We start from the raw sequence: 21,775 nt of genomic DNA on the forward strand, positions 1-21,775 counted from the left end.
TCGGGCCCCATGACGGACAGGGCCGGGTGCACGGTGAGCACGATGACATCGGGTCGTGGCCCCTGCCGGGCAGGCCGCCGGATCAGCGCCGGCTTGACGAGGGTCTCGGGCGCTCGCGCGGAGGGCTGGCCAGCAAGGCACACCTGGCCTGCTGGTCGCACCGGCCGGACCGGCGACCGCGGTGCCAGTCCGCAACGGACGCGCATTCCGACTGAAGGCTGCCTACCCCCATGATGTGGGGCACGGAAGCGAAGGGCCCAGCCGCGTGCTCTTCAAGCACTTCCCGTGCGCCGCGCCCCCTGAGCGCCTGTGTGCGCCCCCGGGTCGAGACCGGCGGAGTGAACGGATAGACCCGGTGTCCGACATGTGGCTCACATCCCCGAGATCGTGGGGCATCCGCTCCAGAACGCCTTCAGCCCCGTGAACAACACCGACGAGACCGCTCAGCTCTACCTGGAGACGGACTGCGCCGGCACGAGCACGACTCTGGCGGCAGGTAGCGAGGCCGGGCCCTTGCGGCTGTTCAAGTCGGTGGTCTTCCTCGCCGAGTAGTAAGACGCCCACCGCCCCGGTACCGGTCACCAGGCCAGTATCGGGGCGGCGCCGCACGGGGCGGCCCAACAAGCGGCCCAAGGGCCCCACCGACACGCCGCCGGTCAGTCAGCAGGCGGCGAGAAGGTCGGCAAGGATGCCTGCCGGGTCGTGCAACACCCGGGCAGCGTCGGTGACGACACGATGCGTCCCATGATCGACGGGATCTGTCTTTGCCCAGGTCGGAGAACCGATGCCCAGCTCGACCTCCAGGCCGGAGGCCGTGGAATAGCGTCGTTCCGTGATCGGTCCCCATCGCTGGGTGCGGATCAGTTCGCCCAGGCCGAGTTCCACGGCCCAGGCATCCTCACGGAGGTATCGGGACTCGTCCGTGGTGAGCAGGACGACGTCGATGTCGGAGTCCGGTCGCGCGGCGTTGCGGGCGCACGATCCCACCAAGAGCAGGCCGACAATGTCTTCCCGGCCCCTCGCCCAGCGTGTGATCCGGTCGATGACCTCGTTGATCTCAGCGACCCGCTCCGGCGACAGTGCGGTCGAAAGGTTCACTGACTGATCGTCGCGATGCACCTCGAATGTCCCTCCCCGAATAGCCGGCACCGAGATCGGACAGCTTCTCAGGCCGAGGCCGCGACAGCCACCACCGGCGCCGGCAGAGGCCACGATGGCGCAGGCCCAGCCCACGGACTCACTCCACGTCATGCAATGCAACGGCCCACGGCCTGGGGAATTACGTGACCACGGCGGTGGGGGATTGCGTGACCGTCGACAAGGCGTACGGGGAGTTCGTCGAGGAGCCCACACGTCTGGAGCTGGAGCGGTTCTTCATCGTGGACGACGTCGACCGCGATCTGATCGCGCTACGGCGTACGAGGCAGGGCTGCACTATCTCGGAACCTTCCACCGACCAGACCACAGCCCAGCCCCGGATGCCCTCGGCAGAGATGTGAACGGGCAGGCCACGGTCAGAACGATGCTTCCGCCGGGGGATCGGCCGGCACCGGGATGGAGGGGGACGCGACCGCGGGTCCGTAGGGGCGTGCACGGGATCTCCCATCCCGTCCGCCCTCGACCCAGGCAGAGCCGAGCAGACGCGGCCCATGGCGTCCATGTCGTTCGTACTGTGGCGCGCTCCACATGGACGCCATGAACCACGCCCGCTCCACGGTGTGTGGGTCGACGGCGGATGGGATGGGGGCTGGGGCAAGTGGTGGGTTGAGGAACCGGAGGACCGACCCTTGGCGGCGACCACGTTCACCTGTCACGATCAAGCCGTGGTCAACCACTCGAAGATCGCGAGGCAGGCAGACGTCTTCCTCGACCTGATGGGCGTGGCGGTCGGTTCACTGCTGCTGGTGATCGGTATCAAGACCTACCGCGATGGTGGGTCCGTGGGCTGGCCCATCGCCGGATCAGTGCTGTTCTTGATCAACCTCTGGGTAGCCTGCCGTCGATTCGTCCGACGCAGGAAGCCGCCTCTGTCGTCGTAGCCGGACGCAGCCAGTCACCGTGCCCCATGCGTGCCCGATAGGGCGGCGGCCGACGGGGAACAGCGGGGAACCACGGCGCGCAGCCCAGGAACGCGCAGGTCAGCGCTTTGCCAGCTCAGCCGGGTTCCGCATACGCGATCTCCCAAATTGGGGCTGGCCATCCACGGACCCCTACCAGGGATAGCCTTCCCCCTCCGTCCGAAGGTCCTGGAGGCTCTCTGTGCACACCACCGTTTTCCTGCTGCGGAGCGCGCTGGGCCTTGGTGGCGGTCTGGTGACGGTCTGGGAGCTGACCCGCCAGGCTTCGGGAGCGGGTTGGAGGAAGCCGCGGGTCTTCTCTGCGATGGCGGCTCTGGTGCTCGCCGGCCTGCTCGCCGCCTAAAGATGGCCAGCGGCGTGCCTTTCTTGCGCCCGTTCGGTCAGTTTGAGGAACCGCTTGTAGCAGCAGAGGGCGGATGCCAGCCCGAGAAAGGCCAGGTAGATGCCTGGTCTCCGCTCGTAACGGTGGTTGAGACGGCGGTAGCCGGTCAGCCAGGACATGGTGCGTTCAATGACCCACCTGCGTCGGCCGAGCCGCTCGCTGGAGTCGATGCCCTTGCGGGCGATGCGGACGCCGATGCGTGTGCCCCATAGCCATCGCCGCAGGTGAGGGATGTCGTACGCCTTGCCTGCATGGAGGCGGACGGGTTTCGAGTCGGCCGCGTGGGATTCGTGTCCCATGTGGAAATGGGACAGCATCGGCTTCAGGGCGAGGCTGTCGTGGATGTGGGCCGCGGAGAGCCCGACCCGCAGGGGCAGTCCGTTCGCGTCGGACAGGACATGCATCTTGGAACCGGGCTTACCCCGGTCCACGGGGCTCGGACCTGCAAATTCGCCCCCCTTTTTAGCCCTCACGTGGCTTGAATCGACCACCGCACGAGACAGGTCGACCAGGTCCTGCTCATCCAGGAGCTGGAGAACCTTCTGATGCAGCCGCCCCCATACTCCGATGCGAGACCAGATGGCGAAGCGGCGGTGCACGGTCGACTTCGACGCTCCGAACCACGGTGGCAACGCCCGCCATGCGCAGCCGCTGACCAGCACGTAAATGATCGCGGCAAACACCGCCTCATCATCGATGTTCGCAACCCCGCCACCCTGCGGACGCACCCGCGCCGGCGGCAGCAACGGCCTTGCCAACTCCCACAAGCCATCCGGAACGATCCATCCCCACCGTCCACTCCCCATGCCCAACACAACCGTCAACTGACCATGTAGGACACGGTCTAAGGTGGCAGCATGCTGTGTCATGGCAGATGACAGCACGAGTAGGTTTCAGGCAGGTCAGGCGGGTCTCATCGTCAGGATCCCGGATGCGGAGCCGGCCGTCCGCGCCTGGCGTGAGCGGTTCGATCCGTCAGCCCAAGCAGGAGTGCCAGCGCATGTCACAGTGCTCTTCCCGTTCCTCGACGAGAGCCGAATAGATGCACGTGTCTGCTCGGCTCTCGCTGACACGTTCGGCAGTCATCATGCCTTTGACCTGAGGTTTGAGAGCTGTGGGCGGTTTCCAGCGGTGCTGTATCTCGCACCTGAGCCAGACACGCAGTTGCGGCGGCTCACTGAGATGATCGCCGACCGTTGGCCCGAGGCCCCTCCCTATGGGGGCCAGTTCGCCGAAATTGTGCCCCACCTGACCGTCGCTGACGGCCAGGACGATGCAGTTCTGGATGAGATTGAGGCCGACCTGCTCGGCAGGCTGCCCCTCACGTCGCGCGTCTCGTCAGTTGAGCTCATGGTGCATGACGGCGCGAAGTGGCAAGAGCGGGCGTCGTTCGCCCTCCTTGACTGAGCGGGCCGTGAGCCTGGCTGGTCCACCGCAACGGGCAGCGGACCAGTGAAGAAGGTGGTCCGGGAGTTCCGGCTCGCCGGGATGGTGTGCCCCGACCCTGAAGCACTCACCCGGTGGCCGGCAGAGCTGACGATCCTGGTACTCAGCCAGACCTGGCTCGCCCGCATCCAGGCCGCCGCCCGCAGCCCGCTGTAAGTCGCAGTGCTGAACCCGACCACCCAGCACTGCACCTTCCTGCGCATCCGACCCCAGCCCCCGGCCTGCCCGCAAACCAGGCACGTCCTGAAAACCGCACCTGATGCACGTCACGTTCTTGGGATGCGGCCCTTCGAAGCTTGCTCAGCTCTCTCGATCTGCCGCTGGGCGAAGACGACGTGGACCTGCTGACCGCCCGGTTTCTCGTCGAGCAGAGCGGATCCTGCTGTGCCGTCGGCGAGCACACGACGCTCGGGGATCGGCTCACCCGTGGCTGGGGTCGGGGCTGGAGCGGTATGGCCGAGGAGTGCGAGGGCGGCCTGGGGGCGTGGTCGCGGCGCACGGCGGCCACCTGCTCCAGGTCCCAGACCATGTGGCCGACGACTGTTCGGCGCGGACCGCGGGCCTCTACGACACCCTCGAGGAACGGCTCACCCACATCGCCCGCGACATGACGACCGCCTGCATCCTGCGCCACCGCACGATGCACAGTAGGGGACGGCACATCGAAGATCAGTTCTCACCAGAGTTCGGAACAGAAGCCGGCAGACGCGAACCCAGGCCAGATGTGCCAGCAGCTCGGGGCAGAGGCGGCGCCATGCCCCCACCGTACGCGGCGGAAAAGGTTGCTCGGCGCGCAACGAACCGCCGCCGGACATCGAGCGTCTACAGGTGCGTGGGTGCGCACTGACCTCGCGCACCGAGTCGTATTCGAGGGGAACCGAACACGTCATGAAGACCAAAATGACCACCGTGGCCCTTGCGGCGATCGTCGCCGCCGGCACCGCCATCGCCGCCGTCCCGGCCTCGGCCGCCACCGCCACCGCCAAGGCCGCGCCGACGCGTTGCCACACCGCCGACCTGAAGGCCGGTTTCGCCACCGGGGACGACGCGAAGCCGGAGATGGGACGGCCCGGGAAGCAGACGCAGGCGTTCATCTGGTTCACCAACAAGAGCAACCGCACCTGCACCCTGTCCGGCTTTGCCGGTGTCGACATGGTCGGCGCCCAGCGGACCGACGGCACCTGGTCCCTGGTGCGCTCCTCCAAGAGGCCCACGAAGATCACCCTGGGGCGGGGGGACACGACGGACTTCAGCATCAACCTGCTCCCCGTTGCCAGGTCCACGTCGCAGAAGGAGAAGTTCGTCCCCGCAACGTTCCTGGTCACACCGCCGAACGAAACAAAGCACTTCACTCTGAAGTGGCCGTTCGGCGGCCAGATCCTGAAGCAGGACGGCGCCACCCACCCGGGCACCTACCTCAACCCGGTCGGACAGTAGCCCCCCGCGGCCGCGCGGTCGGGGCTCCAGGAGGGCTTTGACCGCGCGGCGCTCGTCCATCGCCCCGGTAGCCCTCGGCGACCTGGTCCAGGGGCAGGGGGAGGTCGAACACCCTGCCCGGCTGAATCCGGCCGGGCAGGACGCGGTCGATCAGGTCGGGCAGGAAGCGGCGGACGGGTGCCGGACCGCCGCGCAGGCCGACCTGGGAGAAGAACAGCTCGCGTCCGTCGACGGCCACCTCGTGCGGGACGCCGACGTTGCTGGCCGGGTGGGACGAGTGCGGGGCCTGCCGCGTGGACTCATCGGTGCCGACGCACTCCAGGGCCGAGTCCGCGCCGACGCCGCCGGTCAGGGCTCCGACCCTTCGGGCGAGCGGATCGGGTCGGCGAGGTACTCCTTGCCCCCCTCCCCCAGGACTGCCTCGGCCACCGCGCTGGCGCTGACGGGCGCCCGCCCGCGCCAGCGCGGATTCCGACGGGGCGCCGTCCTGTACCCCGGCCGGCGGGCCAAGGCCGCGGAACAGGACGGCATCTCCGGGGTGCGCTGCGGGGACGTTTCGGTTGCTCACCGGCCGATTGCCGGTGTTGCCGCCATGGGTGGGGTGACCTGACGGAGGCCTCGATCGACCTCGTGGTAGCTTCGCGGCGGAGGCTCTCAAGTGCCGGCCCCGGACGAGATGTGCGCCGTACCCGGTCTGCCAAGACGACGCACTCAGGAGACGTCATGTCCGCAGGCACACCCTTCATGGATTTCGACCGCCCGGTTCGCCGGCTTCGCGAGTTGGACGTCCGCTGGATCCACGGCTCACCGTCGTCCAAGCACAACACCGACCCGGACATCCAGGTCTACGCCTACGACGAGCACACCGTCATCCTGCGGCAGAACATGGCGATCGACTACGAGGCACCGTTCCTGTTCCTGCTGTTCGGCACCACGCAGGCGGTGCTGATCGACACCGGAGCCACCGCGTCCGCCGAGTTCTTCCCCCTGCGCCGAGTGGTTGACGAGCTCGTCGACGGCTGGCTCGCCCGCCACCCCCGACGGGACTACCACCTGCTGGTGCTGCACACTCACGCCCACGCCGATCACACCGCGGGCGACCGCCAGTTCGCCGACCGCCCTCAGACCACGGTGGTCGACGCAGACCTCTCCGCGGCCTGGAGGCACTTCGGATTTGATAAGGACCCCGACGCCGTGGCGCGAGTCGATCTGGGAGGCCGCGTGCTCGAGTGCCTGGCCACCCCCGGGCACCACGAGGCAGCGGTCACGTTCTACGACCCGTGGACCGGGTTCCTGCTCACCGGCGACACGGTCTATCCCGGCCGGCTCTACGTCCAGGACTGGTCCGCCTACGCCCAGACCATCGACCGCCTGATCGAGTTCAGCGAACACAGGCAGGTCACCCACGTCCTGGGCTGCCACATCGAGATGACCACCGAACCAGGCATCGACTACCCGGTCCGCACCACCTACCAGCCCCACGAACCCCCGCTACAGATGACCACCGGCCACCTGCACGACATCCGCGCTGCGCTCAACGAGATCGGCGACCACCCCCGCCGACTCCCCTACCCGCTCTTCATCATCTGCCCAGGCGACTGAGCCACTGGCCCGACCCGGGGCCGGTCATGGAGACGGGGCCGGCGCCCGTCCCCGATCCGAGTGGGGCGCCAAGCGCGCCCGGCCACACGGCAGCGGGAAATCACGCGCGGGCACGCTGCCCGAATGCGCGCGGCGACATCCCCGTGGCGCGGTCCGATGCGACCGCGCATCACCAGGTTCGCCACGTCAGACCGCCTTCTCCGGGCAGGGACAACTACGGCCGCTCTGGGACATCGGCAACCGGGCGCCCGATGGCGGACGGTCAGTGAACGTCGCGCGCATACGGGTGGAGGGCGCGCCCGGCTTGGCACCTGGAGAAGGCGCGACGGTCCGTTGCGCACGAGGGCGGGCCGGTGGTCGGCATGGCTGTGATCACCGAAGCCACACCGCCTTCCAAGTACCTGTGGCCGGGCTCGATCGGGCCGGCGATGGTGCGCTGGCGGAACTTTGTCCACCAGCCGAATGGACGGTTGTGGAAGTCGGCACGCTGAGAAGGACCGACGGAATAGCGGCTCTCCCGGCCCCGACGGCTGAAAAACATCCCGGGTAAAGCCAACGAAAAATGTAAGATCATCGGGCTTCTGTGGGGGTGTGACGGCTGCGGCCGGGAGCGACTGGGCGGCGCGCATCCCTTCCTTGTTCTCGGGGAGGATCACCTTGGTTCGTCGTACCTTCAGCCATTCACGCGCGAGACGAGCAGCCGTCGTCGTAGCCGTCTCCGCGGCACTCGCTGCGGGGTTGAGCCCGATGCTTCCGTCGGCCTCGGCGACCGGCACACCGCAGGAGACGGTGGTACCGGCGACACTGCGCAACTCCTACATGACAGCCTCACTGCTGACGCCTTCGACGCACGGCGGTCACGACGGCGTGGGGACGCAGGGCGTCTTTCACCGGATCGAAGGCAGCAACGACCTGTGGTGGACACCCTTCGGAGGCGGTGAACCGGTCCGCGTACCGCCCCGAACCGGCACGCTGCCGAGGGCTACGGGCACCGATGTACTCGCCTACCAGTACGCCGACGGGAGGGTGGACTTCTGGGATGCACGAGAAGGCACACTCCGCACCGCGCACGTGCCGGACAGCCTCAGCTATCTGACGTCCTACGACAACCTGGTGCTCGCCTATCGGAACACCACCGTCGAGGACGGCACGACCACGCACGTGATGCACCTGCTGACCCCCGGACCCGATGGCACCACCGGGAACGTGACGGTGAACGGCGGGCCGGCAAACCTCGAGCTGCTGATGCCGGTCGGTGCGGACACCCGGAGCGTCTTCTTCCGCGCTGCGCTGGACGGCGGGACGCGCATGGTGGCCGTCAACCGTGAGACCGGACAGGTGCAGACCTGGACCGAGCCGCTGCCCGCCGCCTACAGCGGACTGCTGGTCTCGCCGGACCACGTCATCGTGGTCGCCTACGACAAGGCCAAGGTCTTGGTGCTGCCGCGCGCCGACCTCTCGGGGGCCCCGGCCGAGGTCACGCTGGCCGGTACCAGCGACGGAACGAACGTCGCCCACGATCTGGCCGTTGTCGGTGACTGGCTGGTGAACGGCACCAAGCAGGTTCGGGCGCAGCCGATCACCGGCGGTGATGCGATCACCCTGATGCCGTCGTCGAGCTACGGCCTCGCGGTCGGCTCTGACGGGACGGCGGTCAAGATCGGCCGCACGGGCACCGACGACTGGGGCATCCAGCGCATCCAGGCTGCGGCCGATGGCAGGCCGGTCGTCAGCATGGTCAAGGCGCTGCCGAAGCCGCCCTACCGGATCCAGGGTCTCTCGCTCGACCAAGGGCGGCTGGTCGTCACGGACTACGGCACCAGCTACGGAACCAACGGCCACCGCACCGGCCGCGTACGTACCGTCTCCCCGTCCGGCACCCCTGAGTTCAGCGACGCATCCCCCTTCTTGGACTCCAGCGTGGTCGTGCCGCACTGCGCGGACAGCGACACCGCCTGCTCCGCGATCCACGGCACCCCCGACGGACAGATCGCCTGGCTGGAGCACGGCTCCGCGGGGAATTCCGACCACATCAGCGTCTTCGGGTCGAAGTCGTGGTTCTGGGAGCGGGGCGTGAGCGACGGCGGACGGATCACGGCTGTCTCGGGCCGCTACCTGATCTACACCGGTCGGACCCACCAGTACGTCTACAAGATCGGCAACGACGGCGCCCCGGCTGTCACCCGCACCCCGACCGCCGCCGCCCTCTCCGGCGACGTCCTGTGGACTGCGGCCGGAACTCCCGGCGCCCTCACGGCGTACAACCTGTCGACGAAGAAGACGACCGAGACCGTCACGACCGACGCCGGCTGCACACCCACCGAGCTGCAGGCGCTGGGGCGCTGGGTGTACTGGACGTGCGACGGACGGGCCGGCGTCTACGACCGTACGACGGCCAAATCCGTTCTCGTCCCTGCCGACGAAGCCGAGCTCGGGGACGGGTACGTCGTGACTCACGACAAGCAGGCCGGAAAGCTCGTCCTGACGACGGTCGCCGACGGCACGCCCGTGAGCAAGGTGGTCGGTGACCTGCCCGACACGGGCGCCTCCCAGCGAGACGTCCGCTGGACGGTGGACGAGTCCGGCGGCAACGCCGCCTACGTGGATGACCAGGAACGAGTGCACCTCGTGCCGTCGGGAGTTTCCCAGCAGCCGTTGCGGCTCCTGGCGCCGGCCGAGAACGCCGCGTCCGTCACAGCCCGGGAGCTCGACACGTCCTCTGACCCCCTGACCACCTTGCTGCTGTCCAAGCCGGCTTCGGGCTGGCGCCTGACCGTACGCAGCAAGGCGACCGGGAGCATCGTCGACGTGACGAGCGGCAATGCCGCTCGGGGCGAGCTGAGCGTCGGGTGGTCCGGCATGAGCCGCGACAGACAGGGCCTTCGGACTCGACTGCAAAACGGCGCGTACGACTGGACGTTGGCCGTGGATCCCGCCGACGGCGCCGGGCAGCCGCTGGAGGTCCGGGGCACGGTCCAGTTGCATGACGGTCGCCCGGTTCGCCACGACCACGTGGGCGAGGACGGGCTTCCCGACGGGGTCGGCGATCTGCTCACCCTGAGCTCCTCGGGCGATTTCGCGTTCCAGCAGGGCACGGGAAAAGGCACCTTCTCCCGGAAATGGCCGGCTGGAGGGTGGTCGACCAAGGCGGTGGCGGTCCCGTTCGGCGATCTGAACAGTGACCGCTGCAATGACGTCCTGGTCCGCATGGCCGATGGCTCCTTGCGCGGCTACAGAGTCCCGTGCGGGCAGACGCTCAGCGCATCGACGCCGTACAAGAAGCTCGGTACCGGCTGGAACGCCTACAACGTGCTCACCTCGCCAGGGGATCTGACCGGCGACGGCCGGCCCGATCTGCTGGCGCGTAAGGCGTCCACCGGGGATGCATACCTTTTCGAGGCGAAGAGCGACGGCACGCTGGCGGCCGCCAAGAAGATCCGCTCGGCCTGGACGGGTTACAAGAAGGTCGTCGGTGCCGGGGACCTGGACGGCGACGGGATCGGCGATGTCCTGGCCCAGGACAAGGCGGGCACCCTGTACCGCTACAGCGGCCAGGGCAACGGCCTGTTGAAGGAGCGCGTGAAGCTGTTCTCCAACTGGGGCGGCTCGTACAACGTAGTGGTCGGGATCGGTGACATCACCGGGGACGGCAAGAGCGATCTGGTTGCGCGGGACACCTCGGGCAACATGTACCTCAACGCCGGCTCCGGCACAGGGTCCTTCGGGTCCCGGACGAAGATCGGGACTGGCTGGCAAGGCTATAGGGGCATCTTCTAGCCATCTGAAACGCGGCCCGCTTTGATAGATAGACGGTTTGTCGCAACTGCGACCGGCCCGTGCACCTGTCGTACGGGCCGGTCGCAGACACAACGCGGCGCAAGCGCCGACAGACATGCACCGGCCGGACGCGTCACTGACCCTGGCGTGTTCGAGGCCTGGCCCCGCGAGCGCTGCGCGACCTGGAGATCGGCATCGCCGCGGGTCGCTTCCACTCGCCAACGCGACCACCGCCCTGTCCGCCGTGGGCGGCGCCCTCATGTCCCTCGTGGCGCTCCGGCTGGCCCGCCCCGACCTCGACGGCGACGAGGCCGCCTCCGACATGGCCGAAAGGGCCTTGCGTATGCTCGGCATCCCCGCGGACGACGCACACGAGGTCACCCGGGGCCCGCTGCCCGACCTGGACTGACGGTTCAGCGGGCCTGTCGCACCACGAACGCCTCGACTGTCCGATCCGTTCCCGGCTCGGCGTCCATGCCGGGAGGCCCACGAACGAGGCGTCTGACAGCACTTCGCCCCGCCGCGCAGCGGCGGGGCGAAGCAGCGCTCCCTCTGGATGGTTCCTACTTCATGGCCGCCAGTGCCGTGTCGACACCCGCTGCGGGTGAGCCGAGGCCGGTGACGGTGTCGTAGCCGGGTCCGGCCGTGCACTCGGTGCCGCAGCGGCCGTTGGAGCCGGCGGTGACGTCCCGCAGGGAGCTGCCGTCGCGTAGACGCCGGTGTGCGCGGTGTCGCCGTCCGGACCGTTCGAGGCCAGGTGCGGCTTGCCGGCAGCAGCCCGGAGCTGGTCGGCCGAGACGGTGATCGCACCCCAGATCGGGGCGGACAGGCTCGTGCCGCCCACCTTCAGCCACATGGACTGGGCGGTGTCACCGATGGTCATGGTCACGTAGACCGGCACACCGGTGGCGGGGTCGGCCACGAAACTGACGTCCGGCGTGGCCCACAGCTGGGCGTGGTGCCGTGGTTGTCAGCGTGGTCAGCTGAACGTGTTGCAGTCGGCGACGCGGCCGGAGCGGTAGCCGGTGGAGAACCATTGCTGGCGCTGGCTCGCGGAGCCGTGGGTCCAGGTGTCGGGTGTGACCTTGCCCTGGTAGCGCTGCTGGATACGGTCGTCTCCGACGGCGGCGGCCGCGTCCAGCCCGCGGTTGATGTCGTCCTTCGTCAAATCGGTGATCAGTGGCTTACCGCTCTTGGGGTCGGGGGTGGTGGTGGCGTGGTGGGCCCACACTCCGGCGTAGCAGTCCGCCTGCAACTCGAGTTTCACCGAGCCGCTGTTCCGGCCATTTCCGCTACCGCGGGAGATCGTTCCGCTGAGGTCCTGGAAGTGGTGGCCGTATTCGTGCGCGATGACGTAGGCCTCCGCGAACGGGCCGCCCTTGGCGCCGAACTTACTGCTCAGGTCGTTGAAGAAGCCGAGGTCGAGGTAGACCTTGTCATCGGCTGAGCAGTAGAACGGGCCGACGTCGGAAGTCGCGGCCCCGCAACCGGTGTTCACACTGCCGGTGAACAGGAACGTGGGGGCCTGCTGGTAGGACTTGCCGACGGCTGTCTCCGTCTGCTTCCAGAATGCCTGCACGCTGTCGACCACGGCGACGATCCGGCACTCCTCCTTGCGGTTGGCGTCGGCACCGGTCCGGCAGTCCGCCGCGAGGTCCGCGGCTGACTTGCCGGACGAGGACGTGTCGCTGCTGCCCGAACCGAACATGCCGGGGTCGACACCCAACAGCACGGACGCGGCCAGCACCACGAGCCCGACCAGTCCCCCGCCGATGGTCTTCCCGCCGCCCGGGATCCCGCCCAGCGCACCTCCCCGCCCGTCCGCGACCTCGGACGTGTCCAGAGCAGCGTCGTCGTCGAATTGCATACGTTGAGCCTCCTTCAAAGCAGCGCGCCGGACCGCCCGCGTCGTCCCGCTCGACTACCCCGTACGAGGGCAACCCCATCCCGTCCTCTTCCTGCTCCACCTCTTGGAGGAGCCGGCGGGCGACGCCGCGACGCCGCTCTGTGGGTGAACGGCGGACCGCCCTTGCGCGGTAACGCCCCTCCATGCCGTCGACCGCGCAGCGGGCCCCGCCTGTCGCCGGTGCCGGGAACGTGCCCGCGAGACTCAGACGACGGACGGCCACCTCGGGTCGGTGACGACGGACGGCCGCGGCGGGTCGGTCGGGACGATCGCGTACTCGTCGAAGAGCCGTTCAAGGGCTTCGTGACCGTGCGTGCGGCGGTACTCCATCACGGCCGCCGTCACCGGCAACACCCAGAATGCGGGCGTGTCCGTCGGCCAGCGGGCACTTCTCCAGACCGGGGCCGTGGAAGGAGGGGGCTGATCAGCAGGTGGTCGCAGTGGGACCCGGGCAGCCACAGCTCCCCGATGGACAGGCTGTGCGCGACGCCGGTGCAGGTGGTCGTCGTGTTGCTCAAGCCACCATCTACAGCGGCCGTTGGCCTTGTTCGCAAGCCAGGCGGATCGTGGTGATGAAGCCTCCCCGTGACCGGCCCAGGTCGTGGTCGTCGGGCTCCGTGCCGGCCGTGAAGCCAAGCAGCCGGTTCGGCATCGGACGCCGTCGGTAGTTCCCGTCACCACGGACGTGCCCGGCAGCCCAGGCCGGGCCATGGAGGTCGGGTCACCCGGCGCGCTGGGTTGTCTCTCCGGCCTGAGCCGGTACGGCGGGCAGGGGGACGGTGCAGGAGGCGCAGCGTCGGGCCTGGGCGGGTACGGGGCTGAGGCATTCGGGGCAGTCCCGTTTGGGGGCCTGGACGTCTTGGTGCGGGGCGAGGCGTTCGTGGAGCTTGTTGATCGGGAGCACGACCAGGAAGTACAGGGCGCTGGCGAGGAGGAAGAAGCTAATCGCCGCGTTGACGAAGGCGCCGTAGGGAAACTTGGTGGCGCCTACGGTGAAGGTCTTACGGCTCATGTCGCCCGTGGCGCCGGTGGCCAGCCCGACGAGTGGGGTCAGGAAGGCGCTGACGAAGCCGTTCACCACGGCGGTGAACGCCGCCCCGATGACGATGCCGACGGCCAGGTCGACCACGTTGCCGCGCAGGATGAAGCTGCGGAAGCCCTTCACCTTCTCACCCCTAAGAGGTCTTGACGTCGACGAGCGGCACCGAAAGCGCGGTCAGCCCATCCCCTTCGCCTCGGGTGCCCTGCCACCCCTCAGCCATGCCGGCTCCGCCGCGCGGCGCGGCCATGTACCAGTTCACCAAGTGGCGCGACGACGACAGACCATGCATGAACTGCTGTGCCGATAGGTGCGCTGCGACCGCTGAGCGTTGAGCGTTGAGGTCAGCCGCTGGCGAGTATCGGGCCGGCCGGGGCAGAGAGTGTCTGATGAACGTGGGGGCAGGGCGTGGCAGAAGTGGTTGTGAGAATGCGCATCCGGCGCAGGAGATCACGGGTGGTGCGCTTGCTCAGCGTGCTGCACCAGGTCAGTCCCGGGTGGCGGGACCGTAGGTGTGACAGCGCACGGGTGCCCAGGCCGGTGCTGTGGAAGCGCTCGTCGATGACGACGGCGGTGATGACACCCTGGGCGCAGTCAGTGCAGATCCGGTAGCGGACCTGGCCGACGACCTGGCGGGTGTGCACGAGGAGCAGGCATTCGTCGCCCGGGCCGGGGTCGTCCGGGATGTGCGTGGACAGGAAATCGATTGCCCGGTAGGCGAGGACGCGGCGGCGTAGGCGGCCGGTGCGTCGGCCTCGGTGTGAGTGTTTGGCGCCGTCGTGACCGGGCGGCGATGTCTCGGCTGTGGAGACCTTGGCGATGAGACTGCTGCTGGTGGGACGCGCATGTAGTCCGTGCATGATGTCTCGTGTGCCCGAACAGCCGACGGATACCCGTTCCAGCGGGCGGGGCACCCCGCCCGGGCGCACCTCGGCTTCCGGATTGCGGCCACGCTCCTGGAGGCAGCATCCCGGCTGCACGAGCGAAAAGACCCCGAGGGCGCGCTCGAACACCGGCTCGCTTTCCCCACCCCGTGGCTCCCTCCCACGACGACCGATGGCAAAGCCGTACCCGAGCCCCGGACGAACGACACGACGGAATCGGGACGGCGCGCTGGGCCTGTCACGACCGCGGTGTCGCCTCTGCCCAAAGCGACGCGCAGGGCCGGGAGGTGGTCGCCGTCGCGGCAGCCTGCCCAACCGCCACAGACCCGGGCGCGATCGTCGCCGCGGACCGGTTGTCAGGCTCGAGGCGGACACCGAGACGGACAACATCACCGAACAGCGCGCACTGGAGAAGTCAGGGTTCACCCGCGAAGGCGTGCTGCGCAGCACTGTGTTCAGGGACGGGCAGTGGCGGGACGTCGTGCGCTGCAGCGTGCTCCGCAAAGGCATCGCCTCATAGGGGCGGCGACGTCGGTGACGTAGGCGTGCCGCCCTGACACAGGTGACAAGCAGGACGCCCTTTCGGTGAACGGGTACCGTGCGTCGGCTCCAGCCAGGCGTGCGCTTTATGATCTTGGTAAATCTTTTGCCCACGCTTAGCCGGTACCGCGTTGCGACCGTTGATTTCCGCGTGCGAAGCTGCCGAAGTTTGATCGCTGGGCAGGTCACACCGACCGCCCTGCAACGGGGACTTAGTGGTGAACGACTCAGGGGACATGGAAAGCAGCGACCAGGCCGGAGCGAACCCGGCCGTGTCGGGGTCGCCGCGGTCACGGTTGGCGGATATCGCCGATCAGACGGTTCTCCAAGCCGGCAACAGGAACCGGGGTACCGGGAAACCCGGAGCCGACGTGGCTCCCGGACCGCCGGACCTCGGGGAGGACGCAGAGGCTCCAAGGACAACACCGACAGGTGTCGCTGAGGCAGAGGCCGCCACTGAACCAGCGCTGCCCAAGCCGCAGGACAAGGCCCCCCTCGCACACGAAGCCGCACGCGCGCGTGGCCGATTCCTGGCGCGGTTGGGTGAGTTCCGGCGATCGCAGGTACTCGTCCCGGTGGGGCCGTCGGTTGGGCGTGCCGGCGAGGTGGCTCCGCTGACGGTGGACATGGGCGGGGTGCGCTGGATCCTCGCGTTCACCGGGGAGCCCGCATTGGCGCGGTTCGCGGCCGCCCGTCGAGAAGAAGATCGGAAGTGGCCGTACCGGGGCGTGTGGGGTGCCGCGTTGCTGGATGCGGCCGTGCCCACGGTGGCCGAGTCCGGTATGCCGTGCGGGGTCCTGGTCGATGCGGCCGACGGTGCCCGGGGGTTGGTGCTGCCACCGGTGGTGGGCGTGGTGCCTGAAGAGGTTGCGGTCGTCGGGCCCGGCGCCCTTGATTCGTCACCCGGCCCAGCGACAGCGCCGGGTCCCTTTGATGCGTCGCCCGGCGTCGCCGCCGGGTCGGGCAGACAGGAGGAGCGGTGATGGAGGCGATGGCCGCAACAGGCGGGGGTGCCGGCGAGGAGCAGGGGACCTCCAGTGGGGGGCCGGGTGGGGCCGCTGATCTGCGGGTCGTCGGGCTGGCGCTGATCGCCGACGGGATCAACAAGGCTTTGGGCGAGCTGGGCAAGCTGGGCTTCACCGACAAGGTGGGCTGGTCGGGCGTGGGACGCGGCTTCGACGACCTGGAGATGGACGGGATGACGATCGGAGGCGAATCCGTCGGGGCCGTCTTCCACTCGTTCTGCGAGCGCTGGCAATGGGGGGTGCGGGCCCTGGTCGACGAGGGGAACGCCTTCGCGGAGGCGGTCGGGTTGTCGGCGGGAACCATGAACCAGACCGACCAGCTCGTCAAGAACTCCTTCAAGGTCGGGCTGAACTCGCTGGAGGGCAATCCGTATGCCTCCCAGCAGCAGATCGAGAGCCAGAGCTGGCAGCAACTGGCCACGCCTGCGTGGCTGCATCCGGACTACAGCGAGAAGTCCTTCCGCGACGGCGCCACTGCCTCGGAACAGGTTCTCAAGGGAATGGCACGCGACGCAGCGACCTTCGAGGCGCTGCCCGGCCTGGAGAGCGTACCGACCGTGCTCGGTGTCGACCAGGACGACTACAACGCCGCGGTGAACAAGGAGCTCGGCCTGAAGCAGGAGGGGCAGGGCTGATGTCGGTATGGAAGTACGGCGGCGAGTTGCTGGGCGGGGGCAAGAACCTCTTCGACCACGCCAAGCGTGAGACGGGGCACCTCGTCGACGAGGGAGCCGACCTCACCGGCGACGTGTTCGACGAGGTCGGCGCGCACGGCGTGGCCCAGAAGATACGGCACGGCGGAGACCGGGCCGCCTCGTATCTCGGTGCGCACGTTGCCGAGCGGCAGCTGGGCCCGGACGTCGAGGCGTCCGATCTGGTCCACGGCAAGCCGTCGACTATTCGTGACAAGGCCAAGCACCTGCTCGTGTTCGCAGCCGCCTTCGAGGAGGTCGGCGTGGGCATGAAGGCCGTGGACTCGGGGGGCTGGAAGGGCCGGGCAGCGGACACCTTCCGGGAGAAGTTCGCTCTGCATCCGGCCAAGTGGCTGCAGGCGGGGGCGGCCTGTCAGGAGGCCGCCGCGGCACTGAACGGCCTCGCCGACACCGTCGAATGGGCACAGGGGCAGGCCGAGGAGGCCATCCGCCGGTACGAGCAGGGCAAGTCCGCCTCCGACGCGCACCGCAAGCAGGTGGAGTCGTACCGGCTCAAGGCGGAGCTGGGCAGTGACGCCCCGGGGCCGCGGCCTTCCGACAAGGACCCCGGCGAGCGCGCGATGCAGGAGGCGCAGGAGATCCTCGACGCGGCCCGGCGACAGCGGGACAGGATCGCCGGGGAGACCGAGACCAAGCTGCGGACCGCGCTCCAGCACGCGCCCAAGGAGCCCTCGATCGGCGGGCAGTTGAAGCTGGATGGGATGGATCTCATGGCATCCCAGAGCGTCGACGCGGCGCATTTCCTCGCCGGCGCCGTCAAGGGCACGGCGGGCATCGTGAACTTCGCCCGCAGCCTCGACCCGCTGGATCCGTACAACCTCACGCATCCGGCCGCCTTCCTGCAGAACAAGGTGGAGCTGCTCGGCGGCGTGGTGTCCATGGCGACGCATCCCGACCGCGCCCTGCAGTCGGCCTGGAAGTCCTTGAAGTCGGACCCGTTCCAGTTCGGCGGTGAACTGCTTCCCCAGGCCGCCCTGGCCGTGGCGTCGGACGGGGCAGGGGCTGCGGAACTGGCCGAGGACGGAGCGCTCGCGGCCGACAGTGCGGAAGCCGCGGCCGCGGACGGCGCCGCCGAGACCCCGGGGGCGGCCGAGAGCCAGGCTCCGGGGGACGTCGAGTCCGCGGGCACGGACCCGATCAACCTGGCCACGGGCAAGATGTACCTCGCCCAGACCGACGTCACGCTTCCCGGCTCCCTGCAGTTCACCTTCAAGCGCCGGGTGGAGTCGGGCTACACGTACGGGCGTTGGTTCGGGCCTTCCTGGGCCACCACGGTCGATCAGCGGCTGGACATCACACCAGCCGGTATCGCCTTCGTACACGAGGATGGGATGCGGCTCTTCTACCCGCACCCGGCACCCGGCCTGCCCGTCATGCCGGCGCACGGCCCGCGCTGGCCCCTGAGCCGCGAGGCCGACGGCTACACGGTCGCCGATCCGCAGACCCGGCAGGTATGGCACTTCACCGAGCGGGACGAAGCGCTGGCCGAGCTGGTACGGATCGACGACGGGAACGGAAACGGGATCAGCTTCGAGTACGACGAGGCGGGGGTCCCGTCGGCCATCGTCCACAGCGGCGGGTACCGCCTGCGGATCGACAGTGCCGACGGGCTGGTCACCGGCCTGTACCTGGTCGGCGGCGGCGAGGGCGGATCCGATCTCCAGCTGGTCCGATACGGGTACACGCAGGGGAATCTCACGGAGGTCGTGAATTCGTCCGGGCAGCCCCTCCGGTTCGGTTACGACGAGGCGCGCCGGGTCACGTCTTGGACGGACACCAACGGGCACGCGTACGAGTACGCGTACGACGAAGCGGACCGGTGCGTCGCGCAGGGCAGCACCGAAGGGCACATGAGCCTGCGGCTGTCCTACGGCGAACGCGACCCGGAAACCGGGCTGCGGACCACGACGGCGGTCAACGGGCAGGGCGCGGTACGCCAGTACTTCGTCAATGACCTGCACCAGATCGTCGCCATCGTGGATCCGGCGGGGCACACCCGCCGCTTCACGCACGATCGGTTCAACCGTCTGCTGTCCGAGACGGACGCCGTCGGCCGTACAACGTCCTACCGCTACGACGACCTGGGGAACCTGACGGAGATCGTCCGCCCGGACGGCCGGCGCACGGCATTCTCCTACGACGCCCGCGGGCTGCTCACCCGTGTGGTGCGCCCGGACGGAAGCACCGTCCGTCAGGACTTCGACGACCGCGGGAACAGGACATCGGTCGCAGATTCCGCAGGCCGCAGGACCTCCTTCACGTACGACGAGTTCGGTCATCTGTCCGCAGTGTGCGACGAGTACGGCCGGGTGACCGAGATACGCTGTGATGCTGCCGGCCTGCCCGTCGAGGTGCGTGATCACACGGGCAACGCCATGCGGTACGAGCGGGACGCCCTCGGTCGCGTCGTGTCGATCATGGACCCCCTGGGCGCGACCGGTGAGATGGAGTGGTCCGTCGAGGGCAGGATCACTCGCCGGCGGAATCCGGACGGGACCGAGGAGGCGTGGACCTACGACGGTGAGGGCAACTGCCTCACCCACACGGACCCGATCGGCGGAGTGACCCGTTTCGAGTACTCAGGGTTCGATCTGCTCACCGCGCGCATCGAGCCCGACGGTTCCCGCTACCGCTTCGAGTACGACGAAGAGCTCCGTCTGACCCAGGTGACCAACCCCCACGGACTGTGCTGGACCTACGAATACGACGCGGTCGGACGGCTGGTCGCGGAGACCGACTTCGGCGGCCGGGTCACTCGCTACGCCTACAACGCGGCCGGCGAGTTGGTCTCGCGAGCGAACGCACTCGGGCAGGTCGTCTCCTTCGAGCACAACGACCTGGGACAGGTCGTTCGCAAGACCGTCGACGGGGAGGTGATGACGTACTCCTACGACTTCACCGACCAGATCGCTCATGCAGCCAACGCCCACACGAACCTCTCCCTCCTGCGCGACCAGCACGGGCGGCTGGTCTCCGAGCGGATCAACGACCGTGAAGTCGCCTACCGTTACGACGAGTTGGGGAAGCCGACTGCTCGCACGACGCCGTCGGGCGCCGTGAGTACCTGGGAATACGACGCCACGGGGCGGCCGTTCCGGCTCACGGCAGACGGTCGTGTGATCGCGCTGGAATACGATCAGGTCGGCCGCGAAGTCAGCCGCCGGTTCGGTGACTCCTTGAGCGTCTCCCGGTCGCTCGACGCGATGAACCGGCTGATCTCCCAGGCGGTGGATGGCCCTCGCGGGCGTGTCCAGTCGAGGACGTACGAGTACCGCGCGGACGGCAGTCTCACCCAGGTCCACGACCAGCTGAACGGTGTTCGCCGCTACGAGCTGGACCTGGCGGGAAGGACCACCGGTGTCAGGGGGGCGGGATGGGCGGAGTCCTACGCCTACGACGCGCTCGGCAACCAGCTGGCAGCCGACTGGCCCGGGCGCCAGTTCGGGGACGACGGGTGCGGCGACCGGGCCTACCGGGGCACCGACCTTGTGCGCGCCGGCCGGATCCGCTACGAGCACGACGCCGCGGGACGGGTCGTGCTCCGTCAGAGGACCCGGCTCTCCCGCAAGCCGGACACGTGGCGGTACAGCTGGGACGCGGAGGACCGGCTCACCCAGGTCGTCACTCCCGACGGCGCGACGTGGCGGTACCGGTACGACGCGCTGGGCAGGCGCGTCGGCAAGCAGCGCATAGCCGAGAACGGCGTCGACGTGCTGGAGCGGGTGGACTTCGCCTGGGACGGTGCCTCGCTGTGCGAGCAGACGACCAGCTGGGGGGACTCGAGTGACGCGGTTACCGTGACGTGGCACCTCCACGGTGCCGAAGCGGTGGCGCAGAGCGAGCGCAGGACGATGGCCACGGCCTCGCAGGAGGAGATCGACGCTCGCTTCTTCGCCATCGTGTCGGATGTCTCGGGTTCTCCCTGCGAGCTGATCGACGAGTCGGGTGAGATCGCCTGGCGTTCGCAGGCCACGAACTGGGGGAAGCTGTCCTGGTCGGTGCGGAGCCACGCTTACACCCCGCTCCGTTTCCCGGGGCAGTACTACGACTCCGAGACGGGCCTGAACTACAACTACCTGCGGTATTACGATCCCGAGGTGGGCCGGTATGTCAGCCAGGACCCACTCGGTCTCGCTCCGGCGGCCAACCCCGTCGGATACGTGGGACGCCCTTCGGTTCTCTGTGATCCCCTCGGGCTTGCCCCGCAGAAGTCGCCGATTCCGCCGAAGCCGTATGAGACGCCCAACCTCAGCCATCTGACGAAGTACTTCAACCCGGAAGGGGGAATGCAGAACTGCACCTACGTCGCGGAAGCGTTCGACCGATATCTTGCCGGCGAAGGCGTGAAGCCCGTACCAGGCAGCATCCCCTTGCAATCCCTCGACCGACTGGAGGGCGTGTACGGCCGGAACTTCGAGGACACCAGCTTCTGGGACATGGTCGATCATGTCCGAAACTCCGGGGACGGCGCTCGCGGCCTGGTTGCGGCGAAGGTTTCCGGGAACCTTCCCGGCCACGTATTCGGTGTGGTGAACTCTCAGGGAAGAGTTCTTTTCGTCGACGTCCAGACGGGATTCGTCGACCCTATGGCCTACAAAACATTCAAGCTGATGAGGACCAACTGATGTACAGCATGGAGCAAGCAGAACGGATCGCGACGGATTTTCTTCAGCGGGAGAGCGCAAATTGGGATCAGGAGGTCGCCCTCTTCAAGGAAGACGACGGCAAGGCGCACAAGGGCGAGTTCTTCTACTTCAACTTTCAGTCGGCCAGATACATCGACACCAGGAATGACAAGTACTTTCTCTACGGGGCCACCTGCATTGAGGTGAACGGCGTGACCGGCGAATGCCGATTCCTGGGCATCCAGCAGTTGCTGGCAGCAGGAGACCCTTTCAACATCCAGCAATAGTGTCCAAGCGGCCCCTCACGCCGGCCTTCCGTCC

General features: G+C 68.3%; 20 protein-coding genes, 2 pseudogenes and 1 riboswitch. Of the genes and pseudogenes, 14 read left to right on the top strand and 8 right to left on the bottom strand.

Features of this window, described 5'->3' with window-relative positions:
• Positions 1-366 precede the first annotated feature (366 nt).
• Complete coding sequence (locus tag V7E45_RS05715; protein WP_333772971.1) at positions 367-552, top strand: hypothetical protein; 186 nt, start codon at positions 367-369, stop codon at positions 550-552.
• A 108-nt stretch (positions 553-660) separates the two neighbouring features.
• On the opposite strand, the gene V7E45_RS05720 is transcribed toward V7E45_RS05715, so the two are convergent.
• Positions 661-1,098 carry a nucleotidyltransferase domain-containing protein gene (locus V7E45_RS05720; RefSeq protein ID WP_333772972.1) on the bottom strand — a complete coding sequence of 146 codons (438 nt, stop codon included), beginning with the start codon at positions 1,096-1,098 and terminating at the stop codon, positions 661-663.
• A 209-nt stretch (positions 1,099-1,307) separates the two neighbouring features.
• Between V7E45_RS05720 and V7E45_RS05725 the strand changes: the two genes are divergently transcribed.
• The 3 genes from V7E45_RS05725 to V7E45_RS05735 all read left to right on the top strand — a co-directional run bounded on the left by V7E45_RS05725 (position 1,308) and on the right by V7E45_RS05735 (position 2,421).
• Positions 1,308-1,499 (top strand): hypothetical protein, encoded by a 192-nt coding sequence (locus tag V7E45_RS05725; protein ID WP_333772973.1) that lies wholly within the window; start codon positions 1,308-1,310, stop codon positions 1,497-1,499.
• 288 nt (positions 1,500-1,787) lie between these two features.
• Positions 1,788-2,039, top strand: a complete 252-nt coding sequence (locus V7E45_RS05730; RefSeq protein ID WP_333772974.1) for a hypothetical protein — start codon at positions 1,788-1,790, stop codon at positions 2,037-2,039.
• 220 nt (positions 2,040-2,259) lie between these two features.
• Positions 2,260-2,421: a hypothetical protein gene (locus V7E45_RS05735; protein WP_333772975.1), complete on the top strand. Its 162-nt coding sequence runs from the start codon at positions 2,260-2,262 to the stop codon at positions 2,419-2,421.
• On the opposite strand, the gene V7E45_RS05740 is transcribed toward V7E45_RS05735, so the two are convergent.
• Positions 2,418-3,266, bottom strand: a complete 849-nt coding sequence (locus V7E45_RS05740; RefSeq protein ID WP_333773004.1) for an IS5 family transposase — start codon at positions 3,264-3,266, stop codon at positions 2,418-2,420. The two genes, V7E45_RS05735 and V7E45_RS05740, sit on opposite strands and share 4 nt — an antisense overlap.
• Positions 3,267-3,327: 61 nt before the next feature.
• Here V7E45_RS05740 and V7E45_RS05745 point away from each other — a divergent pair, with 61 nt between their 5' ends.
• The 3 genes from V7E45_RS05745 to V7E45_RS05760 all read left to right on the top strand — a co-directional run bounded on the left by V7E45_RS05745 (position 3,328) and on the right by V7E45_RS05760 (position 5,343).
• On the top strand, positions 3,328-3,867 hold the full coding sequence (locus V7E45_RS05745) for a 2'-5' RNA ligase family protein (protein WP_333772976.1): 540 nt from the start codon (positions 3,328-3,330) through the stop codon (positions 3,865-3,867).
• Positions 3,868-3,912: 45 nt separating this feature from the next.
• Positions 3,913-4,062 (top strand): hypothetical protein, encoded by a 150-nt coding sequence (locus V7E45_RS05750; RefSeq protein ID WP_333772977.1) that lies wholly within the window; start codon positions 3,913-3,915, stop codon positions 4,060-4,062.
• A 732-nt stretch (positions 4,063-4,794) separates the two neighbouring features.
• On the top strand, positions 4,795-5,343 hold the full coding sequence (locus V7E45_RS05760) for a DUF4232 domain-containing protein (RefSeq protein WP_333772978.1): 549 nt from the start codon (positions 4,795-4,797) through the stop codon (positions 5,341-5,343).
• Positions 5,344-5,364: 21 nt separating this feature from the next.
• Here the strand turns inward: V7E45_RS05760 and V7E45_RS05765 are convergent.
• A pseudogene (locus V7E45_RS05765) lies at positions 5,365-5,701 on the bottom strand (IMP dehydrogenase); the annotation flags it as partial.
• 286 nt (positions 5,702-5,987) lie between these two features.
• Positions 5,988-6,055: riboswitch (guanidine-III (ykkC-III) riboswitch) on the top strand.
• Between the two features lie 11 nt (positions 6,056-6,066).
• On the opposite strand from V7E45_RS05765, the gene V7E45_RS05770 reads away from it, so the two are divergent.
• The 3 genes and pseudogenes from V7E45_RS05770 to V7E45_RS05780 form a co-directional block, all read left to right on the top strand.
• A complete protein-coding gene (locus V7E45_RS05770) occupies positions 6,067-6,945 on the top strand; it encodes an MBL fold metallo-hydrolase (protein WP_333772979.1) in 879 nt (292 codons plus the stop codon).
• Between the two features lie 747 nt (positions 6,946-7,692).
• A complete protein-coding gene (locus V7E45_RS05775) occupies positions 7,693-10,722 on the top strand; it encodes an FG-GAP repeat domain-containing protein (protein ID WP_333772980.1) in 3,030 nt (1,009 codons plus the stop codon).
• A gap of 155 nt (positions 10,723-10,877) precedes the next feature.
• Positions 10,878-11,131, top strand: a pseudogene (locus tag V7E45_RS05780) (TetR/AcrR family transcriptional regulator); the annotation flags it as partial.
• A 159-nt stretch (positions 11,132-11,290) separates the two neighbouring features.
• Here V7E45_RS05780 and V7E45_RS05785 read toward each other — a convergent pair.
• From V7E45_RS05785 to V7E45_RS05805, 5 genes are all read right to left on the bottom strand, one after another.
• Positions 11,291-11,644, bottom strand: coding sequence for a hypothetical protein (locus V7E45_RS05785; RefSeq protein ID WP_333772981.1), 354 nt, complete (start codon positions 11,642-11,644; stop codon positions 11,291-11,293).
• Between the two features lie 57 nt (positions 11,645-11,701).
• Positions 11,702-12,589 (bottom strand): KPN_02809 family neutral zinc metallopeptidase, encoded by an 888-nt coding sequence (gene ypfJ / locus V7E45_RS05790; RefSeq protein WP_333772982.1) that lies wholly within the window; start codon positions 12,587-12,589, stop codon positions 11,702-11,704.
• 243 nt (positions 12,590-12,832) lie between these two features.
• On the bottom strand, positions 12,833-12,973 hold the full coding sequence (locus V7E45_RS05795) for a hypothetical protein (protein WP_333772983.1): 141 nt from the start codon (positions 12,971-12,973) through the stop codon (positions 12,833-12,835).
• Positions 12,974-13,349: 376 nt separating this feature from the next.
• Positions 13,350-13,793, bottom strand: coding sequence for a large conductance mechanosensitive channel protein MscL (gene mscL / locus V7E45_RS05800; RefSeq protein WP_333772984.1), 444 nt, complete (start codon positions 13,791-13,793; stop codon positions 13,350-13,352).
• 218 nt (positions 13,794-14,011) lie between these two features.
• Positions 14,012-14,680, bottom strand: a complete 669-nt coding sequence (locus V7E45_RS05805; RefSeq protein ID WP_333772985.1) for a hypothetical protein — start codon at positions 14,678-14,680, stop codon at positions 14,012-14,014.
• Between the two features lie 1,016 nt (positions 14,681-15,696).
• Between V7E45_RS05805 and V7E45_RS05810 the strand changes: the two genes are divergently transcribed.
• Genes V7E45_RS05810 through V7E45_RS05825 form a run of 4 tightly spaced genes read left to right on the top strand, consistent with a single transcriptional unit; the run spans position 15,697 to position 21,741 of the window.
• Complete coding sequence (locus tag V7E45_RS05810; protein ID WP_333772986.1) at positions 15,697-16,074, top strand: hypothetical protein; 378 nt, start codon at positions 15,697-15,699, stop codon at positions 16,072-16,074.
• Positions 16,074-16,751: a hypothetical protein gene (locus V7E45_RS05815; RefSeq protein ID WP_333772987.1), complete on the top strand. Its 678-nt coding sequence runs from the start codon at positions 16,074-16,076 to the stop codon at positions 16,749-16,751. The genes V7E45_RS05810 and V7E45_RS05815 overlap by 1 nt, the downstream gene beginning before the upstream one ends.
• Positions 16,751-21,454, top strand: a complete 4,704-nt coding sequence (locus tag V7E45_RS05820) for a putative T7SS-secreted protein (RefSeq protein ID WP_333772988.1) — start codon at positions 16,751-16,753, stop codon at positions 21,452-21,454. Before V7E45_RS05815 ends, V7E45_RS05820 begins: the two co-directional genes overlap by 1 nt.
• On the top strand, positions 21,454-21,741 hold the full coding sequence (locus V7E45_RS05825; protein WP_333772989.1) for a hypothetical protein: 288 nt from the start codon (positions 21,454-21,456) through the stop codon (positions 21,739-21,741). The genes V7E45_RS05820 and V7E45_RS05825 overlap by 1 nt, the downstream gene beginning before the upstream one ends.
• Positions 21,742-21,775 lie beyond the last annotated feature (34 nt).

The sequence above is a fragment of the Streptomyces sp. IBSBF 3136 genome, assembly GCF_036815105.1.
Classification (GTDB): domain Bacteria; phylum Actinomycetota; class Actinomycetes; order Streptomycetales; family Streptomycetaceae; genus Streptomyces.